The sequence below is a fragment of the Leptothoe kymatousa TAU-MAC 1615 genome, from assembly GCF_018739865.1.
Classification (GTDB): Bacteria; Cyanobacteriota; Cyanobacteriia; order Phormidesmidales; family Phormidesmidaceae; genus Leptothoe; species Leptothoe kymatousa.
In genome coordinates this window covers 1-23,940 of sequence record NZ_JADOER010000007.1, presented here as the reverse complement: position 1 = coordinate 23,940, position 23,940 = coordinate 1, and the positions used below count along the sequence as shown (strand labels likewise).

At 50.6% G+C, this 23,940-nt stretch carries 20 protein-coding genes and 2 tRNA genes; 15 read left to right on the top strand and 7 right to left on the bottom strand.

All coding sequences use genetic code 11. The features are described 5' to 3' along the window. Positions 1 to 427 precede the first annotated feature (427 nt). The gene (argC, locus tag IXB28_RS08650) at positions 428 to 1,390 is read right to left on the bottom strand and encodes an N-acetyl-gamma-glutamyl-phosphate reductase (protein ID WP_215618177.1); all 963 of its coding nucleotides are present in this window, start codon (positions 1,388 to 1,390) and stop codon (positions 428 to 430) included. Between the two features lie 175 nt (positions 1,391 to 1,565). Here argC and IXB28_RS08645 point away from each other — a divergent pair, with 175 nt between their 5' ends. Beyond that, positions 1,566 to 3,059 (top strand): serine/threonine protein kinase, encoded by a 1,494-nt coding sequence (locus IXB28_RS08645; protein ID WP_215618176.1) that lies wholly within the window; start codon positions 1,566 to 1,568, stop codon positions 3,057 to 3,059. 74 nt (positions 3,060 to 3,133) lie between these two features. Then, the gene (locus IXB28_RS08640; RefSeq protein ID WP_215618175.1) at positions 3,134 to 3,613 is read left to right on the top strand and encodes a hypothetical protein; all 480 of its coding nucleotides are present in this window, start codon (positions 3,134 to 3,136) and stop codon (positions 3,611 to 3,613) included. Here the strand turns inward: IXB28_RS08640 and IXB28_RS08635 are convergent. Beyond that, positions 3,610 to 4,425: an ion transporter gene (locus IXB28_RS08635; protein ID WP_215618174.1), complete on the bottom strand. Its 816-nt coding sequence runs from the start codon at positions 4,423 to 4,425 to the stop codon at positions 3,610 to 3,612. The genes IXB28_RS08640 and IXB28_RS08635 overlap by 4 nt on opposite strands. Positions 4,426 to 4,710: 285 nt before the next feature. Here IXB28_RS08635 and sipA point away from each other — a divergent pair, with 285 nt between their 5' ends. From sipA to fba, 3 genes are all read left to right on the top strand, one after another. Then, complete coding sequence (gene sipA, locus IXB28_RS08630; protein ID WP_215618173.1) at positions 4,711 to 4,935, top strand: regulatory protein SipA; 225 nt, start codon at positions 4,711 to 4,713, stop codon at positions 4,933 to 4,935. Positions 4,936 to 5,071: 136 nt separating this feature from the next. Then, positions 5,072 to 5,143 (top strand) — tRNA-Lys (locus IXB28_RS08625). Between the two features lie 236 nt (positions 5,144 to 5,379). Further along, entirely contained in the window at positions 5,380 to 6,453 is a 1,074-nt protein-coding gene (gene fba / locus IXB28_RS08620; protein ID WP_215618172.1) for a class II fructose-bisphosphate aldolase, read from the top strand. A 156-nt stretch (positions 6,454 to 6,609) separates the two neighbouring features. Here the strand turns inward: fba and IXB28_RS08615 are convergent, their stop codons facing one another. After that, positions 6,610 to 7,659 carry a class I SAM-dependent methyltransferase gene (locus IXB28_RS08615; RefSeq protein WP_215618171.1) on the bottom strand — a complete coding sequence of 350 codons (1,050 nt, stop codon included), beginning with the start codon at positions 7,657 to 7,659 and terminating at the stop codon, positions 6,610 to 6,612. A 245-nt stretch (positions 7,660 to 7,904) separates the two neighbouring features. Here IXB28_RS08615 and IXB28_RS08610 point away from each other — a divergent pair, with 245 nt between their 5' ends. From IXB28_RS08610 to IXB28_RS08580, 7 genes are all read left to right on the top strand, one after another. Further along, entirely contained in the window at positions 7,905 to 8,129 is a 225-nt protein-coding gene (locus tag IXB28_RS08610; RefSeq protein WP_407659184.1) for a DNA-directed RNA polymerase subunit omega, read from the top strand. A gap of 304 nt (positions 8,130 to 8,433) precedes the next feature. Beyond that, the gene (locus IXB28_RS08605; protein WP_215618169.1) at positions 8,434 to 8,838 is read left to right on the top strand and encodes a hypothetical protein; all 405 of its coding nucleotides are present in this window, start codon (positions 8,434 to 8,436) and stop codon (positions 8,836 to 8,838) included. Further along, positions 8,835 to 9,200 carry a DUF1818 family protein gene (locus IXB28_RS08600; protein WP_215618168.1) on the top strand — a complete coding sequence of 122 codons (366 nt, stop codon included), beginning with the start codon at positions 8,835 to 8,837 and terminating at the stop codon, positions 9,198 to 9,200. The genes IXB28_RS08605 and IXB28_RS08600 overlap by 4 nt, the downstream gene beginning before the upstream one ends. Positions 9,201 to 9,328: 128 nt before the next feature. Then, a complete protein-coding gene (locus IXB28_RS08595) occupies positions 9,329 to 10,504 on the top strand; it encodes a D-Ala-D-Ala carboxypeptidase family metallohydrolase (protein WP_215618167.1) in 1,176 nt (391 codons plus the stop codon). A 164-nt stretch (positions 10,505 to 10,668) separates the two neighbouring features. Then, a tRNA-Pro gene (locus IXB28_RS08590) sits at positions 10,669 to 10,742 on the top strand. A 324-nt stretch (positions 10,743 to 11,066) separates the two neighbouring features. Beyond that, positions 11,067 to 11,216 (top strand): hypothetical protein, encoded by a 150-nt coding sequence (locus tag IXB28_RS08585; RefSeq protein WP_215618166.1) that lies wholly within the window; start codon positions 11,067 to 11,069, stop codon positions 11,214 to 11,216. Positions 11,217 to 11,640: 424 nt separating this feature from the next. Beyond that, positions 11,641 to 12,102 (top strand): hypothetical protein, encoded by a 462-nt coding sequence (locus tag IXB28_RS08580; protein ID WP_215618165.1) that lies wholly within the window; start codon positions 11,641 to 11,643, stop codon positions 12,100 to 12,102. A 380-nt stretch (positions 12,103 to 12,482) separates the two neighbouring features. On the opposite strand, the gene IXB28_RS08575 is transcribed toward IXB28_RS08580, so the two are convergent. Together IXB28_RS08575 and IXB28_RS08570 are read right to left on the bottom strand one after the other, a co-directional pair. After that, positions 12,483 to 15,581 carry an efflux RND transporter permease subunit gene (locus tag IXB28_RS08575; RefSeq protein WP_215618164.1) on the bottom strand — a complete coding sequence of 1,033 codons (3,099 nt, stop codon included), beginning with the start codon at positions 15,579 to 15,581 and terminating at the stop codon, positions 12,483 to 12,485. Beyond that, positions 15,578 to 16,885, bottom strand: coding sequence for an efflux RND transporter periplasmic adaptor subunit (locus tag IXB28_RS08570; protein WP_246559707.1), 1,308 nt, complete (start codon positions 16,883 to 16,885; stop codon positions 15,578 to 15,580). Before IXB28_RS08570 ends, IXB28_RS08575 begins: the two co-directional genes overlap by 4 nt. A 116-nt stretch (positions 16,886 to 17,001) precedes the next feature. Here IXB28_RS08570 and pdxH point away from each other — a divergent pair, with 116 nt between their 5' ends. Beyond that, positions 17,002 to 17,640, top strand: a complete 639-nt coding sequence (gene pdxH / locus IXB28_RS08565; protein WP_215618163.1) for a pyridoxamine 5'-phosphate oxidase — start codon at positions 17,002 to 17,004, stop codon at positions 17,638 to 17,640. 642 nt (positions 17,641 to 18,282) lie between these two features. On the opposite strand, the gene IXB28_RS08560 is transcribed toward pdxH, so the two are convergent. Both IXB28_RS08560 and IXB28_RS08555 read right to left on the bottom strand, forming a co-directional pair. Beyond that, complete coding sequence (locus IXB28_RS08560) at positions 18,283 to 19,488, bottom strand: HhoA/HhoB/HtrA family serine endopeptidase (RefSeq protein WP_215618162.1); 1,206 nt, start codon at positions 19,486 to 19,488, stop codon at positions 18,283 to 18,285. Between the two features lie 179 nt (positions 19,489 to 19,667). Beyond that, positions 19,668 to 20,327 (bottom strand): Uma2 family endonuclease, encoded by a 660-nt coding sequence (locus IXB28_RS08555; protein ID WP_215618161.1) that lies wholly within the window; start codon positions 20,325 to 20,327, stop codon positions 19,668 to 19,670. Positions 20,328 to 20,594: 267 nt separating this feature from the next. Here IXB28_RS08555 and IXB28_RS08550 point away from each other — a divergent pair, with 267 nt between their 5' ends. Beyond that, positions 20,595 to 23,228, top strand: coding sequence for a leucine-rich repeat domain-containing protein (locus IXB28_RS08550; RefSeq protein ID WP_215618160.1), 2,634 nt, complete (start codon positions 20,595 to 20,597; stop codon positions 23,226 to 23,228). 287 nt (positions 23,229 to 23,515) lie between these two features. Continuing rightward, positions 23,516 to 23,899 (top strand): hypothetical protein, encoded by a 384-nt coding sequence (locus tag IXB28_RS08545; protein ID WP_215618159.1) that lies wholly within the window; start codon positions 23,516 to 23,518, stop codon positions 23,897 to 23,899. Positions 23,900 to 23,940: the final 41 nt, after the last annotated feature.

Sequence of the window (23,940 nt, the reverse complement as noted above, 5' to 3'; positions counted from 1 at the left end):
AGACGCTACAGGTTTTAGACGTTGCATGCCGATTTAAAGATGATGTCTGTTAAGTTATACATTGACGACGTAGAAAAATCCGGATAGTTGCCCGCAGACCGACGCTATTCAGTGGCTCTAGCGAATGGTACCCAGGGGGGTACTACTCAAATTGTTGACTCATTAGCCATAGTGGCGATAGATGAGAGTGATAACAACAGCGCTCTTTTGAAACGAGAAGATTGTTGCAATGAGGGTATGGGGGGAGGGCATTACCTCCCTTCGGAGCCTTCGCAATTTTGCGATGTCTGCATTGCCTACAGTGGGAATAAGTCTCTTGGAGGGGATAGTTCAACGGGGACTATCCCCTTTTTTTTCGGCTTGGTTTTAGGGGTGACGAGGGTCTAGGTGATGGGCTGGTGAGGTGTGTTTTTCGATGGATGACTGCCTAAACCAGGCCGGTTTTTTCAGGGAGGCCGAGCATGATGTTCATATTTTGCACAGCAGCCCCGGATGCGCCTTTGCCGAGGTTGTCTAATCTGGCGGCTACCAGGGCTTCTTGAGTAGCGTCATTGGCGAAGACAAACAGTTCTACTTGATTGGTGCCGTTGGCGGCTTTGGTATCTAGGAACTTTAGATCGCGCAGCTGGTTCGTATCGCTGAGGTTGTGTACCTGGATAAAGGGTTCATCGGTGTAGTAGTTGGCTAGGGTCTCCCAGAGCCGTTCACCTGTGGGCGGTTGTTCTAGGGTCCATAACGGTAGGGGGATTTGGACCAGCATGCCTTTCTCAAAGGCGCCGACGGCCGGTAAAAACATGGGGGCATGGCTGAGGCCAGAGTAATGGGTCATTTCCTGGACATGCTTATGGCCAAAGGAAAGGCCATATACCCCATAGGGGTAATCGGGTTCTGTGGCGTCTTCATAGGTGGCATAGGTTTCAATCAGTTTCCGGCCACCCCCCGAATAACCAGAAATTGCATTGAGGGTGACTGGAAAGCTAGCCGGAATAATGCCAGTGCTGACCAACGGTTTCATCGCGGCTAAAAAACCAGTGGGATAACAGCCTGGGTTGCTGACCCGGTGAGCTTTGGCAATGGCCTGCCGCTGGTCGGTCTGCATTTCTGGAAAACCATAAACCCAGTCTGGATCGGTGCGGTGGGCGGTGCTAGCATCCAATATTTTGACGGTTGGGGCCGAGACTAGGGAGACCACTTCTTGGGCGGCTGCGTCGGGTAAACACAGAATAGCAATATCCACGGAATCGATCATGCGCGCCCGTTCTGCCACATCTTTGCGCTTGGTTGGATCAATGCTGACAACGGTGACATCCTGCCGTTGAGCCAGGCGTGTATAGATTTGCAGCCCGGTGGTGCCTGCTTCCCCATCAATAAAAACCCTGGGCTGATCCATGTGGTAACTCCCGTGAGTGTCGTTGAATAAACTTTGCTTGTTATTCTATATTGCCTCTTTATTTTCCTGTTTTGAATCTTCTAGGTTTGTTCTTTTAATTAGGGACTTGCTTCGCTACCTAGGCTTGGGAAGCGGGCACTCTGATGAATGACACGGATATTTCTTCAACGACTCAATGGCAACCCCTAGCGCTTTACAACAGACGCCGCTGCAGCTGTGCGATCGCTACAGTATTCAACAGACCCTGGGTATCCGCCTGGGGCGCAGAACGTTACTGGGATATGACCATAGTCAAAAGCAACAAATTGTTATCAAGTACCTGTGTTTTGATGATCCAATCCAGCCGGTAGATATTAAGCGCTTTCATCAAGAGATTTTAGTCTTAAAGCGGCTTAACCATGGGTCTATTCCCGCGTACTTAGATAGCTTTGAAATCCACGAGCATGGCTATAACGGGCTGATGTTGGTGCAAGCCTATGTCCCAGGTCAATCGTTCTACTCCCTAATCAATTCTCATCGCTCATTCACTGAGCATGAGGTGAGAGAAATTGCCCATCAAGTTCTACAAATTCTTGACTATCTCCATCAACAACAGCCCGTTGTTATTCATCGAGATATTAAGCCCAGTAGTTTAGTGCTCAGCCCTGTCCCTGGAAACCCTTTGGGTAAAGTATATCTAGTCGATTTTGGCTTAGTGCAGTCTGCTGGCGCGACGCAGACGGTGGCTGACGAACCGATTATGATTTCAGGAACGCCGGGATATCGTCCATCGGAACAATTGGGGGATAGGGCTGTTCCGGCAACTGATTTGTATAGTTTAGGGGCCACCCTAATTCATATCGCTACGGGACAACACCCGTCTTCGTTACCCCAGCGAGGGGTCCGCATTCTGTTTAGCCAAGAGCTGGGCCACATGAGTCGCCCCATCAAAGCTTGGCTACGATGGTTGACTCAGCCAAAACAGCATAAGCGTCCGCAGTCGGCCCAGTCGGCACTACATGGGTTAGAGCAGGCCGATCAGATTTTTGCTCCGTCTAACCGTCTTTTTCTGAGTAGTGTTACCCATCGTTGGCAGCGGGCACTGGTGGAGTCCATGGCTCCCACCGATACCCAGCTCAAAATCTTTGAATATAGTCAAACCTTAGAGGTGGTGTTTCCACCCTTGGGGTGGAAAAATCGTCGCTTTGGCTTGGCCTTGCTGCAAACCGTTGGGGCCTTAATCAGTCTGGTTATGGTTGGCCAAGGACTCCTATTGCTATGGCCTCATTTGCTACTTTGGCAGCGATTGATGGCCGCCGTTGTGAGCGTAGGTTGGCTGGGCTGGATGGGGTGGTGGAGCCTACGGGGCTTAGGCCGCATGGGTAATGCCTTGTTCCAGCAGATCAGCATTCAGCTATTGCCTGACATCATCCTGTTGGGTAAGCGATTTCCCCATCGTCCAGTGACGTATCAAGTGAATGCGTACAAGCGTGACATTGTCGATATTGATATGCAGCCTGGGAGCTCCACCATTACCTTCTGGTTGCGTCGTAATCGCACAGATGTGGGGCGATTAGACTACGCTCTCTGGGGGCCATCCTTGGGGGTGAAGCAGTCTGAGATGCGTTGGGTCAACGATATTTTACAGCTTTGGTTACGGCAGTCTGTCTCCAGGAGAGGGGCCGTTTAAGGATTGGGGGATCCATCCTCGGGCGCACACAGTTCCCGTAAACTGAGGAAACCTGTACCCGTATTGGCTTGACCATGCCCCAGTTTGCCACTGCCCAAGATCAGCGCTATGCCCAGGCATTGATGCAGCCTGCCCTGATTCGGATTATTGATAATATCCGCAAGCAGTTAGACGATTCGGATTGGCAGGGCCGCTATCGTGATGATATGCGTTGGCCCGCTGAGGCAACGGCTGAGCAAAAGCAGCAATATTTGGCGCTCCAAGAAATGCTGGAAACGGCTACGCCAGAAGAGCATGATCAAATTCAGCGCACCTTGGCTCAACTACCTACTCCAGAGCATATCTATGTGCTGTGTTTAACGAAGCAAGACGCCCAGCAGGAAATCAATTTGTGGCAACTGTGCTATCGGCTATGCAGTGTGGCGGAGGATAGCTCCGATCCCATGACGGTGGATACTAGTTTGCTGGATTTGCAACAGGGCGACGTGGATTGGATTGCCTTGGATAAAAAAGCTCAACGGTTGGTGGCCAATGCATTTCAGGGCTTGGCCTAGTTGTGGTTTGTGGCCGGTGGCTCTGGGGAGTCTGGCAGCTTGGTGCCACATCGCTTGCAATAGAGGGCATCGGTTTCATGGCTGGAGAGTCCACAGCTATGGCAGCGAATGGTGTTAATGGTTTGCAGGCGGTTGATATTGGTGATTAAGCTGCCCACTTGGCTAGGAATCAGGGCAATGCCGGTCAAAATCATCATCACCGTGAGGGTGCGCCCAGCTTCTGACACTGGAATAACGTCGCCATAGCCGACGGTGGTCATGGTGACGACGGCAAAGTACATGGCGTCTAGGAAACTGGTGAAGACATCGGGGGCGATGGGATGTTCGACTTGGTAAATGGCGCCTGAATAGATAAAGACAATGGCAAATAGGGTGAAAATGATGCGGGCAATGATCAGTCCTTCACGCCCCAGCCAGCGATCTTCTTCTAGAAATCGGGCGAGTTTGAGAATGCGTAGCCAGCGGATCAGGCGTAGGGCACGGGTGTCGAACAGGCCGGTCAACACCGGCAAAATGGCGACCAGGTCAACGATGGCATAGGGGCTGATCAGATAGCGTAGCGGTCGGTCAGCGGCCCACAGTCGGACGGCATATTCTAGGGCGAACGCGACCAAAATCAGGCTGTCGAATAGGGTGAGTACGGCGTGCGTCGATGGGGCTAGGGGATAGGTCTCGGCGACGAATAAGCCCGCTGAAAGTAGGATTAGGGCTGCGATCGCAATATTTATGCCCAACCCCAAAACCGTTTCCGCGTCTTCAAGTTCAGCGCGTATGCGTGCCCTCAACTCTTTATCCAGTAGCCCTCTCACCATACGCAGTCAAAATTTTTCAAAGGCCGCTTTGGGCCATTGCTGTCAAAGCTGTTGGTCATTGTCACTTAACAGATTGCACCGTCAGACCGCCAATGAACCTCAATGACTATACCTTAACCACCTAGGCAAGCCTGATTAGGCAGCAAGCCAGAATAGGGCATTCAACCGCGATCAGCATTTATGCAGGCTCTGCTGGCCGAGCAGCCAGGTTGAAGGATTGATAGATGTCTGCTTTTCACAGATGCGATGGGTTAATGTAAACAGAGTTTTGACGCTCCTAGACCTATGGCCGATAAATTATTTGCGGTGGGCGATGTCGTCACCGTTACGACCCAGCCCCCCTATCTCAAAACAGCGGATCCCATGCCGATGCTGCGGCCTCCCGATCTTGTCACCCTGGGCGAGCGGGGCACCATCTTAGAGCAAAAGCTTGGTGGTTACTGGGCCGTACGCTTTGAACGCGGAGCGTTTCTCATCGATGGGCGCTACATTGATCGGGTGCCCAGCTAAGTAAATTTCCCCAAATGCACGTCATGGGTATCTTGTGGCCATGGCCGATGGACGAAAAAGAAAAAAATATTTTCGTCGAAAATAGGGAACTATCTGTTATATTCAATAACTGTGTTTGAGAAACGTTTCTCTTCACGGGTTGCTAGCTCAGCGGTAGAGCACTCGGCTTTTAACCGATTGGTCCTGGGTTCGAATCCCAGGCGACCCATATTTATTTTTTTTGAAAATTTTAATATTCCAAACGTGGGATAGTCCTGGCTGTCAGAGATGTCATCTATTCCACAAAGCTATAGCATGGATGCTGATATCCTTAATAAAATAACCAGGTTTCAGAAACAACTCGTCATAAGTTCGGGGTTGTGACCTAAGATTGATGAGTAGGGATACCTATTCGACCCTTTAATTGAAGCTGCCAAAACGGCGAAAAGTACTAGGAGGATTTATATGGCGCTTGTACCTATGCGGCTCTTGCTGGATCATGCCGCTGAAAACGGCTACGGCATTCCCGCTTACAACGTAAATAATATGGAGCAGATCCTGTCAATCATGCAGGCTGCTGACGAAACCGATAGTCCTGTGATTTTGCAGGCTTCCCGCGGTGCCCGTAAGTACGCTGGTGAGAATTTCTTGCGCCACCTAGTCTTGGCGGCTATCGAGACTTATCCTCACATTCCTGTTGTAATGCACCAGGACCACGGTAATAGCCCTGCGACTTGCTATTCTGCAATCCGCAACGGCTTTACTAGCGTAATGATGGATGGCTCCCTCGAGGCGGATGCCAAGACTCCCGCTAGCTTTGAGTACAACGTTAACGTCACTGCTGAAGTGGTTAAGGTCGCTCACTCCATCGGTGCCAGTGTTGAAGGTGAACTAGGTTGCCTAGGTTCCTTAGAGACTGGTCAAGGTGAAGCCGAAGATGGCCACGGTTTCGAAGGTACTCTCAGCAAGGATCAGCTACTGACTGATCCTGATGAAGCTGTACAGTTCGTAGAGCAAACTCAGGTTGATGCCCTAGCGGTTGCTATTGGTACTAGCCACGGTGCTTACAAGTTCACCCGTAAGCCCACTGGTGAAATTCTAGCCATTAGCCGCATTGAAGAAATTCATAAGCGTCTGCCTAACACTCACCTGGTAATGCACGGTTCTTCTTCCGTTCCCCAGGAGTGGCTAGAGATGATCAACCAGTACGGTGGTCAGATTCCTGAGACCTACGGTGTACCCGTTGAAGAAATTCAGAAGGGTATCAAGAGTGGTGTTCGTAAGGTGAACATCGATACTGATAACCGTTTGGCGATTACGGCTGCTATCCGCGAAGCGGCTATGAAGGATCCTTCTAACTTCGATCCTCGCCACTTCCTCAAGCCTTCCATCAAGTACATGAAGCAAGTATGTTCCTCTCGCTATGAAGCGTTTGGTACTGCTGGTAACGCTTCCAAGATTAAGCAGGTTGGTGTTGATATCTTCGCTGCTAAGTACTCCAATGGTGAACTTGACGCTAAGGTTGCTGTGACTGCTTAAGTTTCAGCAATGCTTCAGACTTCTGAAGCATTATTAGTTGCATAAGTTTAAAGGGGTTTCTGACCAATCGTCAGAAACCCCTTTTTGTTTGGTTAGATAGTGCGAAAGCCAAGTCGGAAGCTAGTAAGGCGTTCTGAATTTCGACTTCATAACTCCTTAGGCTTTCTTGGCGACCCAGTATTTGCTCATAAAGTGGTTAGAAATTTCAATGTTGTGGAAGCCTGCGGTTTCTAGGCGAGCTTGCATGTCGTCGGTGCTGTAATGGCGGTAGTAGGGCTCATGGAACACCGTGGGAAAGTTTTCCATCATGGGGGTAAATTCAGGGTTATCAACCTGCTGGATTGAATCGCAGATAATGAAAATACCGCCGGGTTGGGTGACACGGTAGCATTCATCGATTACGGTTTGTCGCACTTCCCCAGGCAGTTCATGGAAGAGGAATACACTCACTGTGGCTTCAAAATAGTTATCCAGGTAGGGTAACTTTTCCGCGTTGGTCTGGATCAACTGGGGGAGGGTGCCCGGCTCCTTGGTGAGCAGTTCATTGGCTTTACGCAGGTAGGTGGGGGAGAGATCTACCCCATGGAGTGATGTCTTGGGCAGGGTGTCACGGATCATTTTTAGGGTGCGTCCCGTACCACAGGCCACGTCTAAAATCTTGGCTGTGGACACTGATAATCCATCAATGTGGTGCTTGAGGGGGGCTAAAATTCGGCGGCGCATGGCATCCGCTGATCCATTGAACAGCAGCTCCACCTGTAGGTCATAGAGATTGGCCGACATCTCGCTAAGGTAGCCGTCAGTTTGGTGGTGGAAGTTTTGGATGTAGTAACTGGGATACTCGGTGGTGTCGATCCCTTGGGAAAATTTCTGATACTCCTTGTTGGCGGAGCGCTCCCATACGCTTGGGGTATCTAACACCACCATGGGGTAGTACTTGAAAAAGTCGTCCCATGGATTGTCGAAGAGCAAACTGGTGGGGTAGGTACCTGCTTCGGCCTCTTCCCAGTCGGTTTCCACTAGGGCATCAAGGCGTTGCTTGAGCAGGGCTAGGGTTTCGGGGGGGATGGCAACTGTGTTGGTATTGGATGAGCCGGGGGCCACTACTTCCCGTAGGCGATTAATCAGGGTTTTGTGGGTATAGCCAAAGGCTTGTTTGCTTTGCTGAAAGGTTTGGTAAGCGAGTTTTGTCAATGTATCTGGCATAGTGCTGATGGATGAAAAATTGGGAGGAAAGGGCGTAGCCTTTAGCCAGCTAGGGGTTGGAAACACCACAGCCATGCATAGTGATTTGCTTTATGGGTAGAGGCTGGCTGATCGGTTTGTGAATTATTGTAAAAGTCTTGAGAGAAAAAAGGAAAGTCAGCGACGGTGACCTGGGTCCCTAATATTCGTGAAAAGCTGCGCTAGTATGGATAGGTTCTGAAGAACTACCCACAGAGGATTACTTGATGAAGCGTCTGTCCATTGATACCACTCAGATGATGCGCCGTACTGAGGATCTGATTAAGGCGGCATCTAATCGTTATCGGATCACTGTTCAGGTGGCTAACAGGGCTCAGCGTCGTCGTTTCGAAGAGTTCGACAATATTGATGAGTCGCGCATGAAGCCTGTGTTGCGGGCTATTGTGGAAATGTCAGATGAGCTTACTCAGCCTGAAATTATTGGCGAATAGGCGTTAGGTCTGTGAGCTTTGCTGGTTTTAGGGGTGATTTAGTCTGTGGAAAACTTCTGTTTAGGAAGTTTTATTGGTTTTTTCATCCTTATAAATCAGTGGTGGCTTTGGGAAGCTGGGTAATTGATCCGATTTGACCAGTGTCCCTAGGTATATAGAACTATTACATATTTAGTTTTTGCTGTTGCTGATTTAGGTTGGGCGGTAGTCTTACTATGGCTTGGCAGAATAAGGATTGATCAGGTTAGATTTTTCCGATCAGCGTCGTTTTTTTTATTAATTAATTCCATTAGTGCTCAGCGGTATGGGTAAGCAGCTCAAGTTTTTGTTTTTGGCCACGTTAACCACCCTGATGGTTTTGGCGGGTACTGTTTTACAGATGGGTGAGCCCGTGATAGCGGCCCCATCTATGCATTCAATTGCGATCGCAAACCAGCTTTATACTCGGTATCCTGATATTCCCCGGGCCCAAAAAGCGAATACTACCTTGCTGAGTCGCTTTATTGACTATCACCTAGATACTAAAGCTCGGCCTGGCCAATATCATCTCGATTGGGAACTGTCGATGGCCGACTATCTAGACGCGGCCTATGGCGATGGGACCCAGGCACAAGGTATGGCGGAAACCGATAAACGGGCCATGCAAGCATTGGAGCGTGACCAGCGCAATCAGCTTGTCAGTAAGCTAGAGGCCACCTTTGCCCAATGACCGCTCTGCTGAAAGAAGGCAGCGGTTGGCGATTGGGTTGGGATGAGGCTCGACCGACGTTTAAGGCATTGGTCGGAGGAAAAAATTGGGCCTTTGAACTCACCCAGGATGAGTTTGAAGCAATGCGTTCGTTAGCCCAGCAGCTGGCAGAGACTATGGCGGCTATGGCCACTGAGCTGATGCCGGATGAGCAAATTACCCTAGAGCAAGAAAATCAATATCTATGGATGGAGGCCGATGGCTTTCACCATTGCTATGGCCTGCGATTTATTTTGCTAACGGGTCGTGGTGGTGAAGGAACTTGGCCCGCGTCCGTAATTCCTGAGCTTTTGCATGGATTAGAACATATCAACGTATTTTAATTTGTTAGCCTGCCAGGTGTTTTACACTGGGCAGAAATGATGGGCAAAAATGGCGCTCTCTAGATGTGACGCACACCGCTCGCTGGGCTGACTAGGTATGTTATTCAACGATCAGGGTATTAAGCGGCATGAAAAAATTAAAGGTTGTTAGCGATACGCAATTTAAACGCAGCCCCAAGCTGTCGACTGAGCTATCTCGCCAGGAGAAGGCCTTTGTGCCCAATGGCACGGAGTTAAATTTAGCGGCATCCGATGCGTCGCAGAATGGTCACTATAAGGTGACGTTGGCTCAGCCTTTGAAGGGGACCAGTCAGACAACTTGGTATGTTTACAAGCCGGATGTCCGAGTTTATGACACCAAAATTAAGCTGACGGTGGCGAGCGATACGCTCTTTAAGCAGCGGCCGGTTTTGTCTAACCAACTGAGCGATCGCGAAAAAGCCTTTGTCAGCAATGGCACCCAATATTATTTACATTCTTATTTGCCGGCGGAAGGGCAACATGTAAAAGTTGCGATCGCCAACGATTTTCTAGGGCCAGATAATCGCACGGTTTGGTATGCCTATAAACCTGATATTCGCATTGTGGGCGACACCATCACCCTGAAGGTGACTAGCGATACGCTGTTTAAGACATCGCCTAAGCTCTCGTCTCAGCTCAGCGCTAGCGAAAAAGTCTTCGTCAAAAATTCGACCGAGCTAGACCTGGTGAGCCATGAACTAGCACCCGCTAACCACGTCAAAATTGAGCTGGCCGATCCTAGTTTCAACCGTTCTGAACTCATTTGGTATGCCTACAAGCCCGATATTCAGATTGAAGGCAACGAGGTGGATAACCAGCCTAAAAATGAAACCCCTCGCCCTAAGCCCAAAGGTCCGTATATTAAACTGCCGGGCTTTCGTGGCAATTTCTATCTGGCCAGCCCGATTATTCCCGGTGGCAACTTTACCTGGGGGGAAGCCACCCACGGCGGTAGCCGCATTCCGGTGAATCGCAACGTCGTTTACGGCATTATTCGCATTGCTCGGGTGATGGAAGAAGTGCGCGATCGCTTAGGGGGGCGTCCTTTGACCATCAACTCCTGGTATCGCGATCCCGTTACCAACCGGCGGGTCGGGGGCGCTAGCCGTTCGCGCCATCTAGTGGGGGATGCCGTTGATTTTGTTGCCCCTGGTATTCATCCCTACGATGTATACGATCGGCTCAACCGCTGGTGGGGGTCGCGGGGAGGCTTAGCCAGCGCTACGGTGTTTACCCACATTGACACTCGTGGCTACTATGCCCGCTGGAGCTACGGTTTTTAAGGGCATGGCAGCCTGGTGATGCCAGGTTTTGAGCAGCCTAGTGAATTTATTTCGCTGGCATCAATGGCAATATCCATTAGCAAAATTAAAGTATCTGATGGCACCAAATATGGGGGTGTAATCGTTAAGACGTATGCTATGCTAGTCAAGCGTTAAAAACGCATCGGGGCGTAGCGCAGCTTGGTAGCGCACTACTTTGGGGTAGTAGGGGTCGTGGGTTCAAATCCCGCCGCTCCGATTGACTGAAACCTCCCAGTAATGGGAGGTTTTGTTGTGTCTGGGAATAGTTTTGTATTCGTTCTGTTTGGGTATGTACTACCCGCATCTGTACGAAAACAGGTGAGAATAATGCATGTACCCACCCTAGCCATGATTGGTTGGGGCTTTTTCATGTTGTAGGGCACGCTAAAGCCTGGCTACATGGCTGGAATACCAGCTTCATAAACAAGGCAGACTGCTCATCTAAAGTTCACGCAACTCTGCGTCAGCTCTGGGCATTAGCACCGTTTCCCTACAAAGTTGGTGATGCGAAAATGATGGAAAGCATTACCCAACCAAGGACATGAAGAAAAAGACTCAGCAGCAACAGACACCCAACCGCGACTCTAAAGCCCTATGGCAGCCACTAACGGCGACACAGCAAGAATCCGTTAACGGTGGCTATCGCTGGTCTCCCTACGTTCCTGGCTTCGGACGTGGTGACATCCGCTAATGACCAGGCGCACACTGGCTGCTAGCCTGGCTAACCCTGCCGGGAACCTTCACACCAAATACCTTAAGGGCTAATCGTGAAATCTTTTCTGTGTAGGGCTTCCAGTGACTGACCTTACAATTTGGGGTAGTCGGGTCGTGGGTTAAAGTTTGCCGCCCCGATTGGTAAAAACCGCTGATATCAGCGGTTTTTGTGTTTTAAAGATTGGCTAAATCCATGGGGCTGCTGCATCAACCGCACAAAATCAGCGGCTGATGCAGCAGTTTGCTTTGTTTTATGGACTGGGGGAGGGTCCCTACGGTCAAATCATGCCGGTTAAAAGTTGGATCTTTGTAGCCTTATCCCGGATTGGAAAAAGTTTTGCACGAAGAGCTATGCAAATTCGTGTTCCTATAGGCTTAGCATGAAAAAATCTGTTATCTTCATGTCCCTTCTGTCCGTCGCGGGCACTGCTGTTGCAGCAGAGGGCGCAGCCGCCGCTACTTCTGAGACAACCCTAAAGGAAGGGCTAAGGCAAGCTATTTGTTTTCAGGATTGGAATAGCGCCATTGAACTATCTAGTACTTTGATGGCGTCAGATACCATTACGCCTGAGTATCGCCACAATTTAGTCAATTGGCGAAATCGATTTAGTCATTATTCCAGGGGAGACATTAGTTTTACTAAGATTCCTGGCTGTGAAGGGAGACAATCAAGGGGGATTGATATTCAGGTTCAACCCTATGGTGAGGCGACTCCTCGTTTTTCGGTTAGACCCTCGTATGTGGCGCATCCACCAGCTTGCTATATAGACATGCACGGACGGGTCAAAAATTTAACCTATATGTGTGGCCATGGTCCGATTAACCGTCATCTGGCGGCACAGGCCCATAACAGCTATAGATAGTTGCAAAGAGAGAGCTTGATGCAAAAAAATACCCGTCCCTAACGGTTAGAGACGGGGGCTGTATCTATATACATTTAGTGCTGATAAGGTGTTTTTGAGCTTCCGCCATTGCTCGATATATTCTCTGAGGATTGACGGATATTTGGGCTGGTGCCATGGCATCGCTTCAATTTTGATGTCTGTTTCGGCAGACGTTTGGGTATTCTGGGTGTAAGTTTCCTTGTGCATCTCAGTATTTACCTCGATGAATTCAGTCAATCAAACTCAGGAATATCGTGAAATCAACACTGCTGAGGTTAACAGCCCTCTGAATACTCATTTTTCAGGGGGGCTAGTGTTGCTGCTTATGGTGGTATTGATGATATTGATGCCACGCAGCGCTAGGGGCTAACTCTTTGGTTGGGGCTGGAGACCTTAGAGCCGTGGAGCAGTGTATAAAAGCAGGGAATTACGAACAGCGTCAGGATAGTTGCTAGGGATAGGCCCCAAAAAATGACTACCCCTAGGGGCTGTAGGAATTCGGACCCGGCTCCTAAGCCTAGGGCTAATGGCAACATGCCCAACACCGTTGTGACTGTGGTCATCAAAATTGGGCGCAACCGTTGGGGGGCCGCTTTTAGCATGGCGATGCCACGGCTGCATTGCTCCTGGGTATAAATTTGATTGGCTAGTTCCACTAGAATAATGGCGTTGTTGACCACAATGCCGACGAGTAATACGGCGCCGACTACTACGGTGGCGCCAATGGCTGTTTCGGTAACGAATAGCCCTAATATGCCGCCTGCTAGGGCTAGGGGCACCGTTAGCATAATCACTAGGGGGTCGATGAGGGAGTTGTATTGCACCGCTAGGACCGTAAAGACAAGAAATATGGCCAGACCACCGAGTAGGCCCAGACCCTCTTGAATTGAGGCATTGCTTTGGGCGCTAAAGCTGGGTAAACGAATGACACCTGGGGGCAGTTGGATGGTGGCCATGATGGTGTCTACTTCTGCTAGGGCATCGCCTAGGGTGGCTTCTTCGGCCAAGCGACCTTCAATGATGAATACCTGTCGCTGGTTGATGCGTTGGATTTCGCCGGGGGATTGGCCGTTTTCAATGGTGGTGACATCCCCTAGCCGCACTTGGGTGCTAAGTAATGGGAGCTGACTTAGTTGGGCTGTGTTTTGGATGAGACTATTGGGGGTTTGTACCCGCACATCGACTAGTCGATCGCCCCGCTGTAGCTGGGTGGAGACCGACCCTGACAGAATGGTTTCGACGGTGCGGCCAAGGGTTTCTGCGGAGACGCCGACATCGGCTGCCCGTTCCCAGTTTGGTCGAATTTGAATTTCGGGCTGAGGCGGATCGGCATCGGGTAGGTAGCGGGCTAAGGTGGCCCGTTCGCCGAGGGTGTCTAATACTTGCTGCCCTGCTTGTGCCAATAGTGGGGTGTTGCTGCTTTGGAGGACGATGTCCACATCGCTGCGGACGGGGGAGTTGCTTAAAATCAGGCCTCGCACTGAACCGGGGGAGACTCGGATGCGGGTTTTGACCAGGTTTAGTTGTTGCAATGTTTTGGTCATGCGATCGCAAAAGTCTTCCACATCGGTCCCTGGCTTTAGGGTTAGGGTGCTAGAGCCGCGCAGGGCATTGTCGATGCTAATGTTGCCAAATAGGAATCCCCCTGAGGTACTAAACACATAGTCGGTTTCTGGTTGGTTCAACAGAATGTCGTCGATGGCGGCCATCACCTGGCGATTTTCGGGCAGGGTGGTACCCGGTGGTAGCTGGACCCAGACCCTGGCCTGGTCGTTGCTGATTTTGGGCAAAATCTCCTGGGGGATTTGTTGCACCATGGCCCAACTGCCCCCACCAAAGAGAATCAGCGCTAAACAGATGGCTGGCACCCGTCGCTGTAACACCCAACCCAGACTGTTGCCATAGCTCAGGGTGACTCGTTGTAGCTGTTGTCTAAACCACCTTAAGGGCGGCCAATGGCCCACACCGCTGGAGGTTTTGACGGCGAGTAAACGGCTGGCCATCGCTGGAACAACGGTAAGTGCTACGACCAGGGATGCGGCCACGGCCAGGCTAATGGTGACGACCAGCTCACTAAATAATAGGGAGATAAATCCGCCCATTAATAGAAAGGGAAGTACGGCCACCAGGTTGGTTGAGGTGGATGCGATGAGGGCCGACTCTAGTTCTTGGCTGCTGGCTTCGGCCTGCCGCAGGATGGGTTTAGAACTGTTGCCCATGCCGTTGGCAATGTTTTCTAGCATGACAATGGCGTTGTCGACAACAATGCCTACGCCCAGGGCAAGGCCCCCCAGGCTAAATACGTTGAGCGACAACCCAAATAGGCCAGATAGCAACAGGGTGACCAGAGTGGCCAGGGGAATGGCTAAAACAATGATCAACGTTTGCCTGAGGGAGCCCAGAAAGAGAAACACGGCGATGGCGGCGAGGAGGGTGCCGGTGAGCCCGGCGGTGGCGACGTTGCGAATAGAATTTTGAATAAAAATAGATTCGTCTAAGGTAACGTTAATGAGTAAATCTTCTGGGACGATACCTGATTCTGTAATCTGGGCGAGCTGTTGTTTGACGCCCTCTACCACTGCGATGGTGTTGGCGGTGGGTTGTTTTTGAACGCTGATTTTAACGGCGGGCTGGCCGTTGAGGTTGACGAATAAGCGCTGGTCTTCGGTGCCGTCTACGACGGTGGCAAAGTCTCGTAAATAAATCTGTTGGTCGCCCACGTCAAGGAGTAGATCGCGAATCTCGGTGGCATCCTGAAATTTTCCAGTGACCCTTGTGAGTGGTTCGCTGGTGGTGCCTTGGATGCGGCCCCCGGAGGTGTCCTGATTGCGGGCGTCTAGACGATTTAAAACGTCGGTGATGCCCAGGTCTAGGGCCTGTAGCCGCACCGGGTCTAGATTTATTTGCACCTCTTCTTGCACCCCGCCGGATATATCCACGCTGGCAACGCCGGGTACGGTGGCGAGTTGTCGGGCCAGTTCTTGATCGGCGAAGATGCGCAAATCCATGCCCCCTAGGGTTTGGGAGGTGAGGGCCATTTCGTAGACGGGGAGCTGGGATGGGTCGAACTTAAACAACCTTGGCTGGGCGATGCTGTCGGGTAATCGGTTGCGGGCGCGGTTGAGGGTGGCGTTGGCATCGTTTAGGGCCTGGTCGATGTTGCCCCCCGGCTCAAAGTAAAGGTCCACGCTGACGCGGCCTTCTCGGGTTTTGGAGACTAGCTGCACCACGCCTTCTGTGGCGGCGAGGGCCTGTTCGAGGGGGCGGGTAATTTCGTTGACGGCCACATCGGGGGCGATGCCGGGGGTGTCGGCCCGCACACCAATTCTGGGATAGGTGATGGAGGGTAAGAGGTCGATGGGGAGCTGGCTGGTGAAAAATAAACCCAGGACAATGACCGTCACTGAGAGCATGAGGGTGGCGATGTGTCGCCGTATGGCTAGGGTGCTGATGCTCATTGTGGGGCGACCTCGGATAGGATGCTGAGCCGTACGGCCTGACCTGTTTCTAGGGTGCGATCGCTACTGATAACAAAAGTTTCCTTGGGGGCCAAACCCGACAGAATTTCGATATTGCCCTGGTGGGTGTTGCCGGTGGTAACCGAACGCGCGGTGACGGTGGGTGGGTCTGCGTCTGGGGCTAGCACAAAAATTGTATTCTCTTGGGAGCCGTTGTTGAGGGCATTGAGGGGGACGACAACCGTGGGATCAGCGGTTGCATTAAACCGGACTCGGGCCAAGAGACCGCTGCCGATGCGCGGGTCTGGATTGGTGAGGGTGACCTCTACGGGAATCAGGCGAGATGTGGTGTCGGCCACCGGGGAAATGCGGGTGATGCTGCCGGTGGCGGTGATGTTTGGAAAGGCATCGAGTTGGATGGTGGCCGGTTGTCCCAGGCTGAGGTTTTCAATTTCCAGTTCCGAGACCTGGACGGCGATGGTGAGGGTGTCCAGATTGCCCACTTCAAATAGAGCCGTGCCAGGCTGGACAAAGTCGCCGGGGTCTACTGCCCGAGACAAAACCGTGGCATCCATGGGGGCGGTGACGGTGACCCACTGGAGCTGTTCCTGGGCTTCGGCGAGGACGGCCTGCTGGGCGGTGACGCGGCTGGCGGCTGCTGCGATCGCTTGTTGCCGCGCCTCAATTTGGGCTTCCGTCGCTTCTACGGCCTGTTCCGCATTAATCAACGTCAGCTCTGCCGCTTCCGCCGCTTGGTGCGAAATTGCCCCCCGGTCCGCCAGCCGTCGCAGTCGGTCCGCATCCAGTTTTGCCTGGTCCCTCGTCGCCTTTGCCTGGACCGCAGCCGTTTGCGCATCGGTAATAGACACCTGGTCGGTGGCCACTTCCGACTGGCGTACCGAAAGTTCCGCCTGGGCTTCATTCACCCGGGCCGTGAGCACACCACTATCGATTTGGGCCATCACTGTCCCCGGCTGCACCCGGTCCCCCGTATCTAGCGGGGTCGCAACGACGGTGCCTGCGGTTTGCGCCCTCAGGGTAATCTGCTGTGCCGGTTGGGTGGTGCCAGTGTAGGCCAGCGCATCTTGTACATTGCCCAGGGTGGCTCGGGCCACTTCCACCGCGATGGGCTGTTTATTTTCTTGGCCACCCCCCGGACGCTGCACCTGGGCTTCACCGGCAGGAAATAACGTGCAGCCGTGGCAAACAATGCCTAACCCAGTGATTAAGGCAATGTCATATCGCCGTCGTAGATCCCAAATGCCCATCGTGTCTTTGGCCGATTTTCTGAATGTTGCTTCCATTGTAGGTAGCCACGGAAGTAGGAATGGTAGCCTACACGGCAGCATAGGTAGCCACGGAAGACAGAACGGTAGCCTACACGGCAGCGTATGATTTGATTGCTGGGCACACGATTTATATGGATATTGCAAATCTAAGACAGGAATATACCCTGGATGGCTTAACCCGAGAGCAACTTTCTACTAACCCGTTTGAGCAGTTTCAGCTGTGGTTTCAACAGGCCTGCGACCAGCAGGTGCCGGAACCCAATGCCATGGCGTTGTCTACTGTGTCCGCCTCGGGGGAACCGTTTCAGCGCACGGTGCTGCTCAAGTATTTTGATGCTCAAGGGTTTGTATTTTTTACCAACTACGAAAGTCGCAAAGCTCAGCAGATTGCCGAAAATTCCCAGGTGTCGTTACTGTTCGTTTGGCTCACCCTAGAGCGTCAGATCCATATTTCGGGTCGGGCGGCCAAGGTGCCAGAGGCAGAATCGCTCAAGTATTTTTCCAGTCGTCCCCGCAGTAGCCAAATTGGGGCCTGGTGTTCGCCCCAGAGTGCTGTGATTGAGTCGCGGCAGGTGTTGGAACAGAATTTGGCAGAGATTACGCAAAAATTTGAAGGGCAGGATATTCCGTTACCCCCCGCTTGGGGTGGGTTTCGTGTAGTGCCCCATCGGTTTGAGTTTTGGCAAGGGCGTTCGAGTCGGTTGCATGATCGTTTTTTGTATTCTGTTGGAGAGAATGGGAGGTGGGATGTTGATCGTTTGGCGCCTTAGTTGTTAGTTGCATGGGGCACCAGGAACAATGGCAAAACCGGTTGCTTGGGGTCCCTTCGAGTTCCCTTGCCGAAAATAGTCAAGATATCTTACTTCGGCACATTGGGGCTTCCCATGACTAGGGCATTCCGCCGCCCTAGAACCCCCTCGGAAGAATATCATTGTTATCCCTAGTAGCGTTGTTGGGTGGTTGGTGAGGTGGTTTAGAATTTTGTGCGCTGCGACAACATTCTAAAAAGGATGACTTAAATCTTGCACCTGGTGATGAAGCACGGCCCACCTTGGACTAAAAGTGCCAAGGCTAATCGAATGAAAACCCACTAAAAGGGGTTAGAGGATCCCTGAAAGCTCTATATTTAGAGCTTTTAATCCAATCTTGCCCCTTTAGTGGACAGCCCTCAATTAGCGTTGGATTTTGAATCCAATGTGGGTTTAAGGCTCAAAACCGACTTGGTGCAAGATCTGAGATAAGGTGTCGAATGCAGATCTCGAAATTAGTGAATGTGGTTTTGTAGGGGCACTCCCTTGTGGACGCCCTGGATATTCTATGCCGATAGCCAGTATTTTTCTTACGCATTAAAAAAAGCCGGAAGAGATCTTTCAACCTCTTTTCCGGCCCATGTCTTTTCCTGTTTGCTTGCTCTACTGGGGCAGGTTTTCTGGTTTTACCTTGAGGGTTGTGGTTTCGCCATTGCGTTGTACTTCGATGCTAATTTGTTTGCCCACTTTGCCATCGCCGACGATGCGCTGTACTTCAGCGGCTTCGGTGACGGTGGTGTCGCCAATGGCGGTGATGATATCCCCTGCCCGTAGGCCACCTTTGGCTGCGGGGGAATCTGGCAATACTCGGGCAACGAGGATGCCCTTATCTTCGCTAACGGTGAGGCCGCTGTTGGGGTTGGTGTTAATCTCTTCCTTGACGGTGGGGCTTAGTGTCACCATTTGAATGCCGACAAAAGGATGTTCCACCTGGCCATTTTCGGCGAGTTCTGTGGCGATGCGTTCCACCATGTTGATAGGGATGGCAAAGCCGAGACCCTGGGCACCGTTGATAATGGCGGTATTGACGCCGATGACTTCGCCCTGCTGGTTTAGCAGTGGCCCACCGGAATTGCCGGGGTTAATGGCGGTGTCGGTTTGGATAAACTCCACCCGTTTGTCGGGGACACCCACCTGGTTGCTAGAACGACCGACACCACTGACAATGCCCACGGTAACCGTATTATCTAGGCCGAGGGGGTTGCCAATGGCGATGGACCATTCGCCGGGTTGGAGCTGGTCGGAGTTGCCTAGGTCAACGGTGGGTAGGTTGCGCTCATCTACCTTGATGACGGCAATGTCGGTGACGGGGTCACTGCCCAGCACTCGGCCATCTAGAATGCGGCCATCTTTGAGGGTGACGGTGACGGTGTCAGCGCCATCGACTACGTGGGCGTTGGTGATAATCTGACCATTTTCGCTGATGATAAAGCCGGAACCTAGGCCGCGCTCGGTGCGTTCTTGGCCACCTTGGGGGAAACGGCCAAACTGGCGGAAATTAGGATCGTTGAATACGTCGGGCACCCGCTGGTTGACGGTGCGGGATGCGTCGATGCGGACGACGGCGGGGCCAACTTCGTTGACGACGTTGGTGATGAAGTTGGGGTTGGCAGCGGGGGAAATGGCAGGGCCAGTTTGCTCGACTGCTTGGGCATGGGCGACTTGGTTTTCGGTGCGCAACGGTGAGGAGGGTGCCCAGGCGAGGAAGCTACCGGCGGTGGCGAGGGTGGCTCCCATGAGGATGCTGCTGAGCATGGTTAGGTTGCGGGGGCGGGGTTTGGGGGAGTTGGCGTGCTGTGGGTAAGACATGGCTGGGACTTTTTTCGTTGGTTGTCCACAGTTTAGATAGGCGATGTGACATTGCTGTGACATCGGATTGTCAATGTTGTGTTGGCTTCGACTACGCTCAGCCAACTGGCAGCTCGTTTGCTGCGTGAAGCCGAAGCCAACAACTGAGTCTTAATAAAATCAATATTGCTTCTTGTAATCTACTTGTCTTGTCGGGCCATATCTAGCCGTAGCTGTTTCAGCATTTTGCGGGTACCCATTTGCTTGGCCTGTTGCAAAAGAGTAGGAATCATTTCGTCCAGGGGCAGAGATGGAAAGGTAAGGCTTTGAGCTGACAGCAAATAACCATCATCTTGAAGAAGATAGATTTTCAATGCACCACTGGTGTAAATCCAAACCTCAGGCACCCCCAGCAAGCAGTAGGTGTCTAACGTGGTCTTTGAGGTGACATCCGATTCAATGGCCAGGTCTGGCGGTGGATCCTGGTTGGAGTCAAATCTTTCACAGCCTCTCATTTGCTCGGCATTTTGAATATAGAAACAGGTATCGGGTTCTAGCCCTGCGGCTTGGGCTTTGCGAAATGTAGTGGAGCCGAAGTCTTCCCAGTCTCTATCTTGGCTGTCTAATAATGCTTTGACGATATCGGCAATGAGTCGATGGGGGCGTTCATGGATGGGTAGGGGAGCCATTAGCTCTAGGGTATTGTTGCAGTAGTTGATGCGAGGGGTTAATCGTTCTTCGCCTAGTTCGGTGAGTAGGGCATCGTATTGTTCCCAGGAGACGTTTTCGATCAGCAGGTGGCTACCGGGGGACAGTTTGAGGGCATGAATGGGAATTGTGACGGGAGCTGATGCGACCATAGTCGAGGGCTAGGAATAGCTGCTACTAGGTTACTGCATGCGTATAGACACTGTCAGAAACGTCTCTATATCAGCGAGCCGAGCGGAGTTATGGATAACCGAGGGCTGAGCGGAGTCGTATAGCCCTATGGGCATGGCCAAGCCTAACGCGAAGCGTCTCCTTTGGAGTTAGCCCGGATGCTATAAATTTTCTGATTTTATTAACCTGCCGGTAGGGGCAAAATCGAGCAATTTTTGCCAATATGGAGTCTGAGCTGGGGTTAGGCGATGGCGATAACTACGGATGAGCTGCTGGCGTTGATTGACCAGGCGGAAAAGGAAGGGTGGACGGAGTTGGACCTGGCGGGGCAGGGGCTGAGCGAGCTGCCTGAGGAGATTGGGAAGTTGACCCAGCTGGAGCGGTTGATATTGGGGAAGGGGAAAAAGGATAAGGATGGTGACCAGCAGTGGGGGCATACCCTTATCAATGGGAAACTGCAGTGGGGACCGCTTACCATTGGGAATAACTTGTCAGATCTACCTGACTGTCTGGCAAATTTGACCCATTTACGTTATTTAAACTTAAGTGGTAACTCTTTTGAAGAAATTCCTGGCTGGATAGCTAAACTATCTCGTCTAGAAACTCTAATAGCCTTTGCTAACCAAATTAACGAGATTTCAGAGCACATCGCTCAACTCACCTCCCTACAACAGCTATACCTTAGCTCTAACCAGATTAGCGAGATTCCGGATTCATTAACCGGGTTGGGTTCACTACAACAGCTATACCTTATCTCTAACCAGATTAGCGAGATTCCGGATTCATTAACCGGGTTGGGTTCACTACAACAGCTATACCTTAGCTCTAATCAGATTAGCGAGATTCCGGATTCATTAGCCGGGTTGGGTTCACTACAACAGTTATACCTTAGCTCTAACCAGATTAGCGAGATTCCGGATTCATTAGCCGGGTTGGGTTCACTACAACAGTTATACCTTAGCTCTAATCAGATTAGCGAGATTCCGGATTCATTAGCCGGGTTGGGTTCACTACAACAGCTATACCTTATCTCTAACCAGATTAGCGAGATTCCGGATTCATTAGCCGGGTTGGGGTTACTACAACAGCTAGACCTTCGCTTTAACCAGATTAGCGAGATTCCGGATTCATTAGCCGGGTTGGGGTCACTACAACAGCTATACCTTAGCTCTAACCAGATTTCTCAAATACCTGAAAGCTTAGAAAATCTTATTAAACTTAAAACTCTTGATGTTCGAAATAATCCTCTCCCTATTTCTCCTGAAATTTTAGGCTCAAAACAGAAATCGGGATCTGTCTCTGGTATTTTCAACTACTGTCGTCAGCTTCGTAGTGGTGATGTTCGTCCTTTAAACGAAGCAAAACTTATCCTGGTTGGTCAAGGCAGTGTCGGCAAAACATCTCTAATCAGCCGTCTAATCAAAGATTCCTTTAACCCCAACGAAGAACAAACCGATGGCCTCAATGTGTCAAACTGGCAAATCAACGTCAACACCAAGGACGTTCGCCTCAATGTTTGGGACTTTGGCGGTCAAGAAATCTACCATGCCACCCACCAGTTTTTCCTCACCAAGCGCAGCCTCTATCTGCTCGTCTGCAACTGCCGCACCAGCGAAGACGAAAATCGTCTCGATTACTGGCTCAAACTAATCAAAAGTTTCGGTGACGATGCCCCCGTTATCATCGTCGGCAACAAACGCGACGAACAACCCCTCGACATCAACCGCAAAGCCCTGCGGGACAAATACCCCAATATCAAATTCATTATTGAAACATCATGCTCGGACGGCACCGGCATTGATGAGCTGAACCAGGCCATCCTCAAAGAAGTCGGTCAGCTCAAAGAAGTTTATGATTTGCTGCCCCTCTCCTGGTTTGAAGTCAAAGAAAAACTTGAAAACTTAGACAAAGACTTTATCAAATACTCCAAATACGAAAGCATTTGCGGCCAGCAAGGCATCGAAGAGGAAAAAGATCAGACTCAGTTAATCAATCTACTCCACAACCTGGGCCTGGTACTCAACTACAGCGATCACCCCCTGCTAAAACACACCAACGTCCTCAACCCCGACTGGGTCACCACCGGTATCTATACCCTGCTTAGCGACGACGACCTAAAAACTGAGTCTAAAGGTCAACTCACCCTCGCCGACCTCACCCGCATCCTCCCCCCCAATCGCTATCCAGAACAGCGCCACACTTACCTGATCGAGCTGATGAAAGAGTTCCAGCTCTGTTTTCAGCTACCAGAGTGCAGCCCTGAACGCTATCTAATTCCTGGCATCCTGCCCAAAGAAGAACCCGAAGACACAGACCTAGAAGGTGACACCCTAGAGTTTCAATATCACTACACCGTCCTACCCGATAGCGTCATCTCTCGGTTTATTGTGCTGATGCACGACAAAATCCATGAGCAAACCTACTGGCGCAGCGGCGTTATGCTGGCCTATACAGAGGGCGACGAAGTTTATAATATTGCCCGCATCAAAGCCGACTCCGCCGACAACAAAATCTTTATTGCAATCAGTGGCAATCAATCTACTCGCAGACTATTTCTAGGTCTGATCCGCGATGTCTTCAAAAAAATCCATGCTAACTTTGCCAAACCCACCGAATGGGTACCAGTCCCTGAACATCCCGAACACCCACCCCTCGACTATCAAGAACTTCTGGGCCTAGAAGACATGGGCGAACAAAACGTCGTCATCGGTAAACTTAAACTCAAACTCAACCTGCGCCAGCTCCTTGATGGATATGAGTCAGCCACAAGCCGACAGCAGTTATGGCAAGCTCACAAAGATACTGATCATTCTGACTCTTTATATACAGATGACTCTGATATTGATGACGAATTTCAGATAGATATATTTTCCATCAAATAGAAGTGCATTATTTTAGATTAATTCACTTAAAAAGACCTTAAAGAGAACATTATAAAATGCATAATATATGTATTGTTTTCCCAGAAGAATATAATTCAAGATGTTCATTTATCCCCTTACATATCACAGAGATTTTCGGGCATAAAAGGGTGAAATGCTTTTTCATCAAATACAAACATCTCACAAAGAATTGTGTGCTATCAATTCGAGAGATACTTAAAAAACCATGTATACTAATAATCGGTTATACGGAAAATTTAACTATTGAAAATCTGTATAAAATCGGGATGGCAAATATGCTCGAAAGACATATTATCCTTGTAAAGATAAGGCATTTTTCTAAGAATTCATCCTTTACAGATTCCCTCTCAACAGAACTCCCTGAGTTCATTGATCATAACTTTTTAGTACCTTGCGAAAATGGTATAAATCAGAAGCTTCTAAGGGATTTAGACAGAATTCTTATCAAGATATTGTTTGGCAATGTTGAGTCAATTTTGTATGAAAAAGCCATTCAAAGATGCGAGTATTTCGAAAAAAGAGCTAAAAGAGAAATACACAAGGTGTCTGAACGAGTTTTTTTGCAAAGACTCAAAGAAGCGCTTATCCAAAATGGGAAAAATTACACTAACAAGGTTCTTGGCACTGGTGTCTTAAAAGGACTCGGCTAAAATGTTGACAGTTCCAGGGGTATAAGCCGATGAGTTGTCCC

What these genes read in the sequence shown, in the direction of transcription:
- IXB28_RS08610 (WP_407659184.1), top strand. Translation starts at nt 7,905, where the DNA reads ATGAAGCGTCTGTCCATTGATACCACTCAGATGATGCGCCGTACTGAG.
- IXB28_RS08635 (WP_215618174.1), bottom strand. Translation starts at nt 4,425, where the DNA reads ATGGTGAGAGGGCTACTGGATAAAGAGTTGAGGGCACGCATACGCGCT.
- sipA (WP_215618173.1), top strand. Translation starts at nt 4,711, where the DNA reads ATGGCCGATAAATTATTTGCGGTGGGCGATGTCGTCACCGTTACGACC.
- fba (WP_215618172.1), top strand. Translation starts at nt 5,380, where the DNA reads ATGGCGCTTGTACCTATGCGGCTCTTGCTGGATCATGCCGCTGAAAAC.
- IXB28_RS08605 (WP_215618169.1), top strand. Translation starts at nt 8,434, where the DNA reads ATGGGTAAGCAGCTCAAGTTTTTGTTTTTGGCCACGTTAACCACCCTG.
- IXB28_RS08600 (WP_215618168.1), top strand. Translation starts at nt 8,835, where the DNA reads ATGACCGCTCTGCTGAAAGAAGGCAGCGGTTGGCGATTGGGTTGGGAT.
- IXB28_RS08550 (WP_215618160.1), top strand. Translation starts at nt 20,595, where the DNA reads ATGGCGATAACTACGGATGAGCTGCTGGCGTTGATTGACCAGGCGGAA.
- IXB28_RS08640 (WP_215618175.1), top strand. Translation starts at nt 3,134, where the DNA reads ATGCCCCAGTTTGCCACTGCCCAAGATCAGCGCTATGCCCAGGCATTG.
- IXB28_RS08645 (WP_215618176.1), top strand. Translation starts at nt 1,566, where the DNA reads ATGGCAACCCCTAGCGCTTTACAACAGACGCCGCTGCAGCTGTGCGAT.
- IXB28_RS08585 (WP_215618166.1), top strand. Translation starts at nt 11,067, where the DNA reads ATGAAGAAAAAGACTCAGCAGCAACAGACACCCAACCGCGACTCTAAA.
- IXB28_RS08555 (WP_215618161.1), bottom strand. Translation starts at nt 20,327, where the DNA reads ATGGTCGCATCAGCTCCCGTCACAATTCCCATTCATGCCCTCAAACTG.
- IXB28_RS08595 (WP_215618167.1), top strand. Translation starts at nt 9,329, where the DNA reads ATGAAAAAATTAAAGGTTGTTAGCGATACGCAATTTAAACGCAGCCCC.
- IXB28_RS08580 (WP_215618165.1), top strand. Translation starts at nt 11,641, where the DNA reads ATGTCCCTTCTGTCCGTCGCGGGCACTGCTGTTGCAGCAGAGGGCGCA.
- IXB28_RS08570 (WP_246559707.1), bottom strand. Translation starts at nt 16,885, where the DNA reads ATGGAAGCAACATTCAGAAAATCGGCCAAAGACACGATGGGCATTTGG.
- IXB28_RS08545 (WP_215618159.1), top strand. Translation starts at nt 23,516, where the DNA reads ATGGCAAATATGCTCGAAAGACATATTATCCTTGTAAAGATAAGGCAT.
- IXB28_RS08575 (WP_215618164.1), bottom strand. Translation starts at nt 15,581, where the DNA reads ATGAGCATCAGCACCCTAGCCATACGGCGACACATCGCCACCCTCATG.
- argC (WP_215618177.1), bottom strand. Translation starts at nt 1,390, where the DNA reads ATGGATCAGCCCAGGGTTTTTATTGATGGGGAAGCAGGCACCACCGGG.
- pdxH (WP_215618163.1), top strand. Translation starts at nt 17,002, where the DNA reads ATGGATATTGCAAATCTAAGACAGGAATATACCCTGGATGGCTTAACC.
- IXB28_RS08615 (WP_215618171.1), bottom strand. Translation starts at nt 7,659, where the DNA reads ATGCCAGATACATTGACAAAACTCGCTTACCAAACCTTTCAGCAAAGC.
- IXB28_RS08560 (WP_215618162.1), bottom strand. Translation starts at nt 19,488, where the DNA reads ATGTCTTACCCACAGCACGCCAACTCCCCCAAACCCCGCCCCCGCAAC.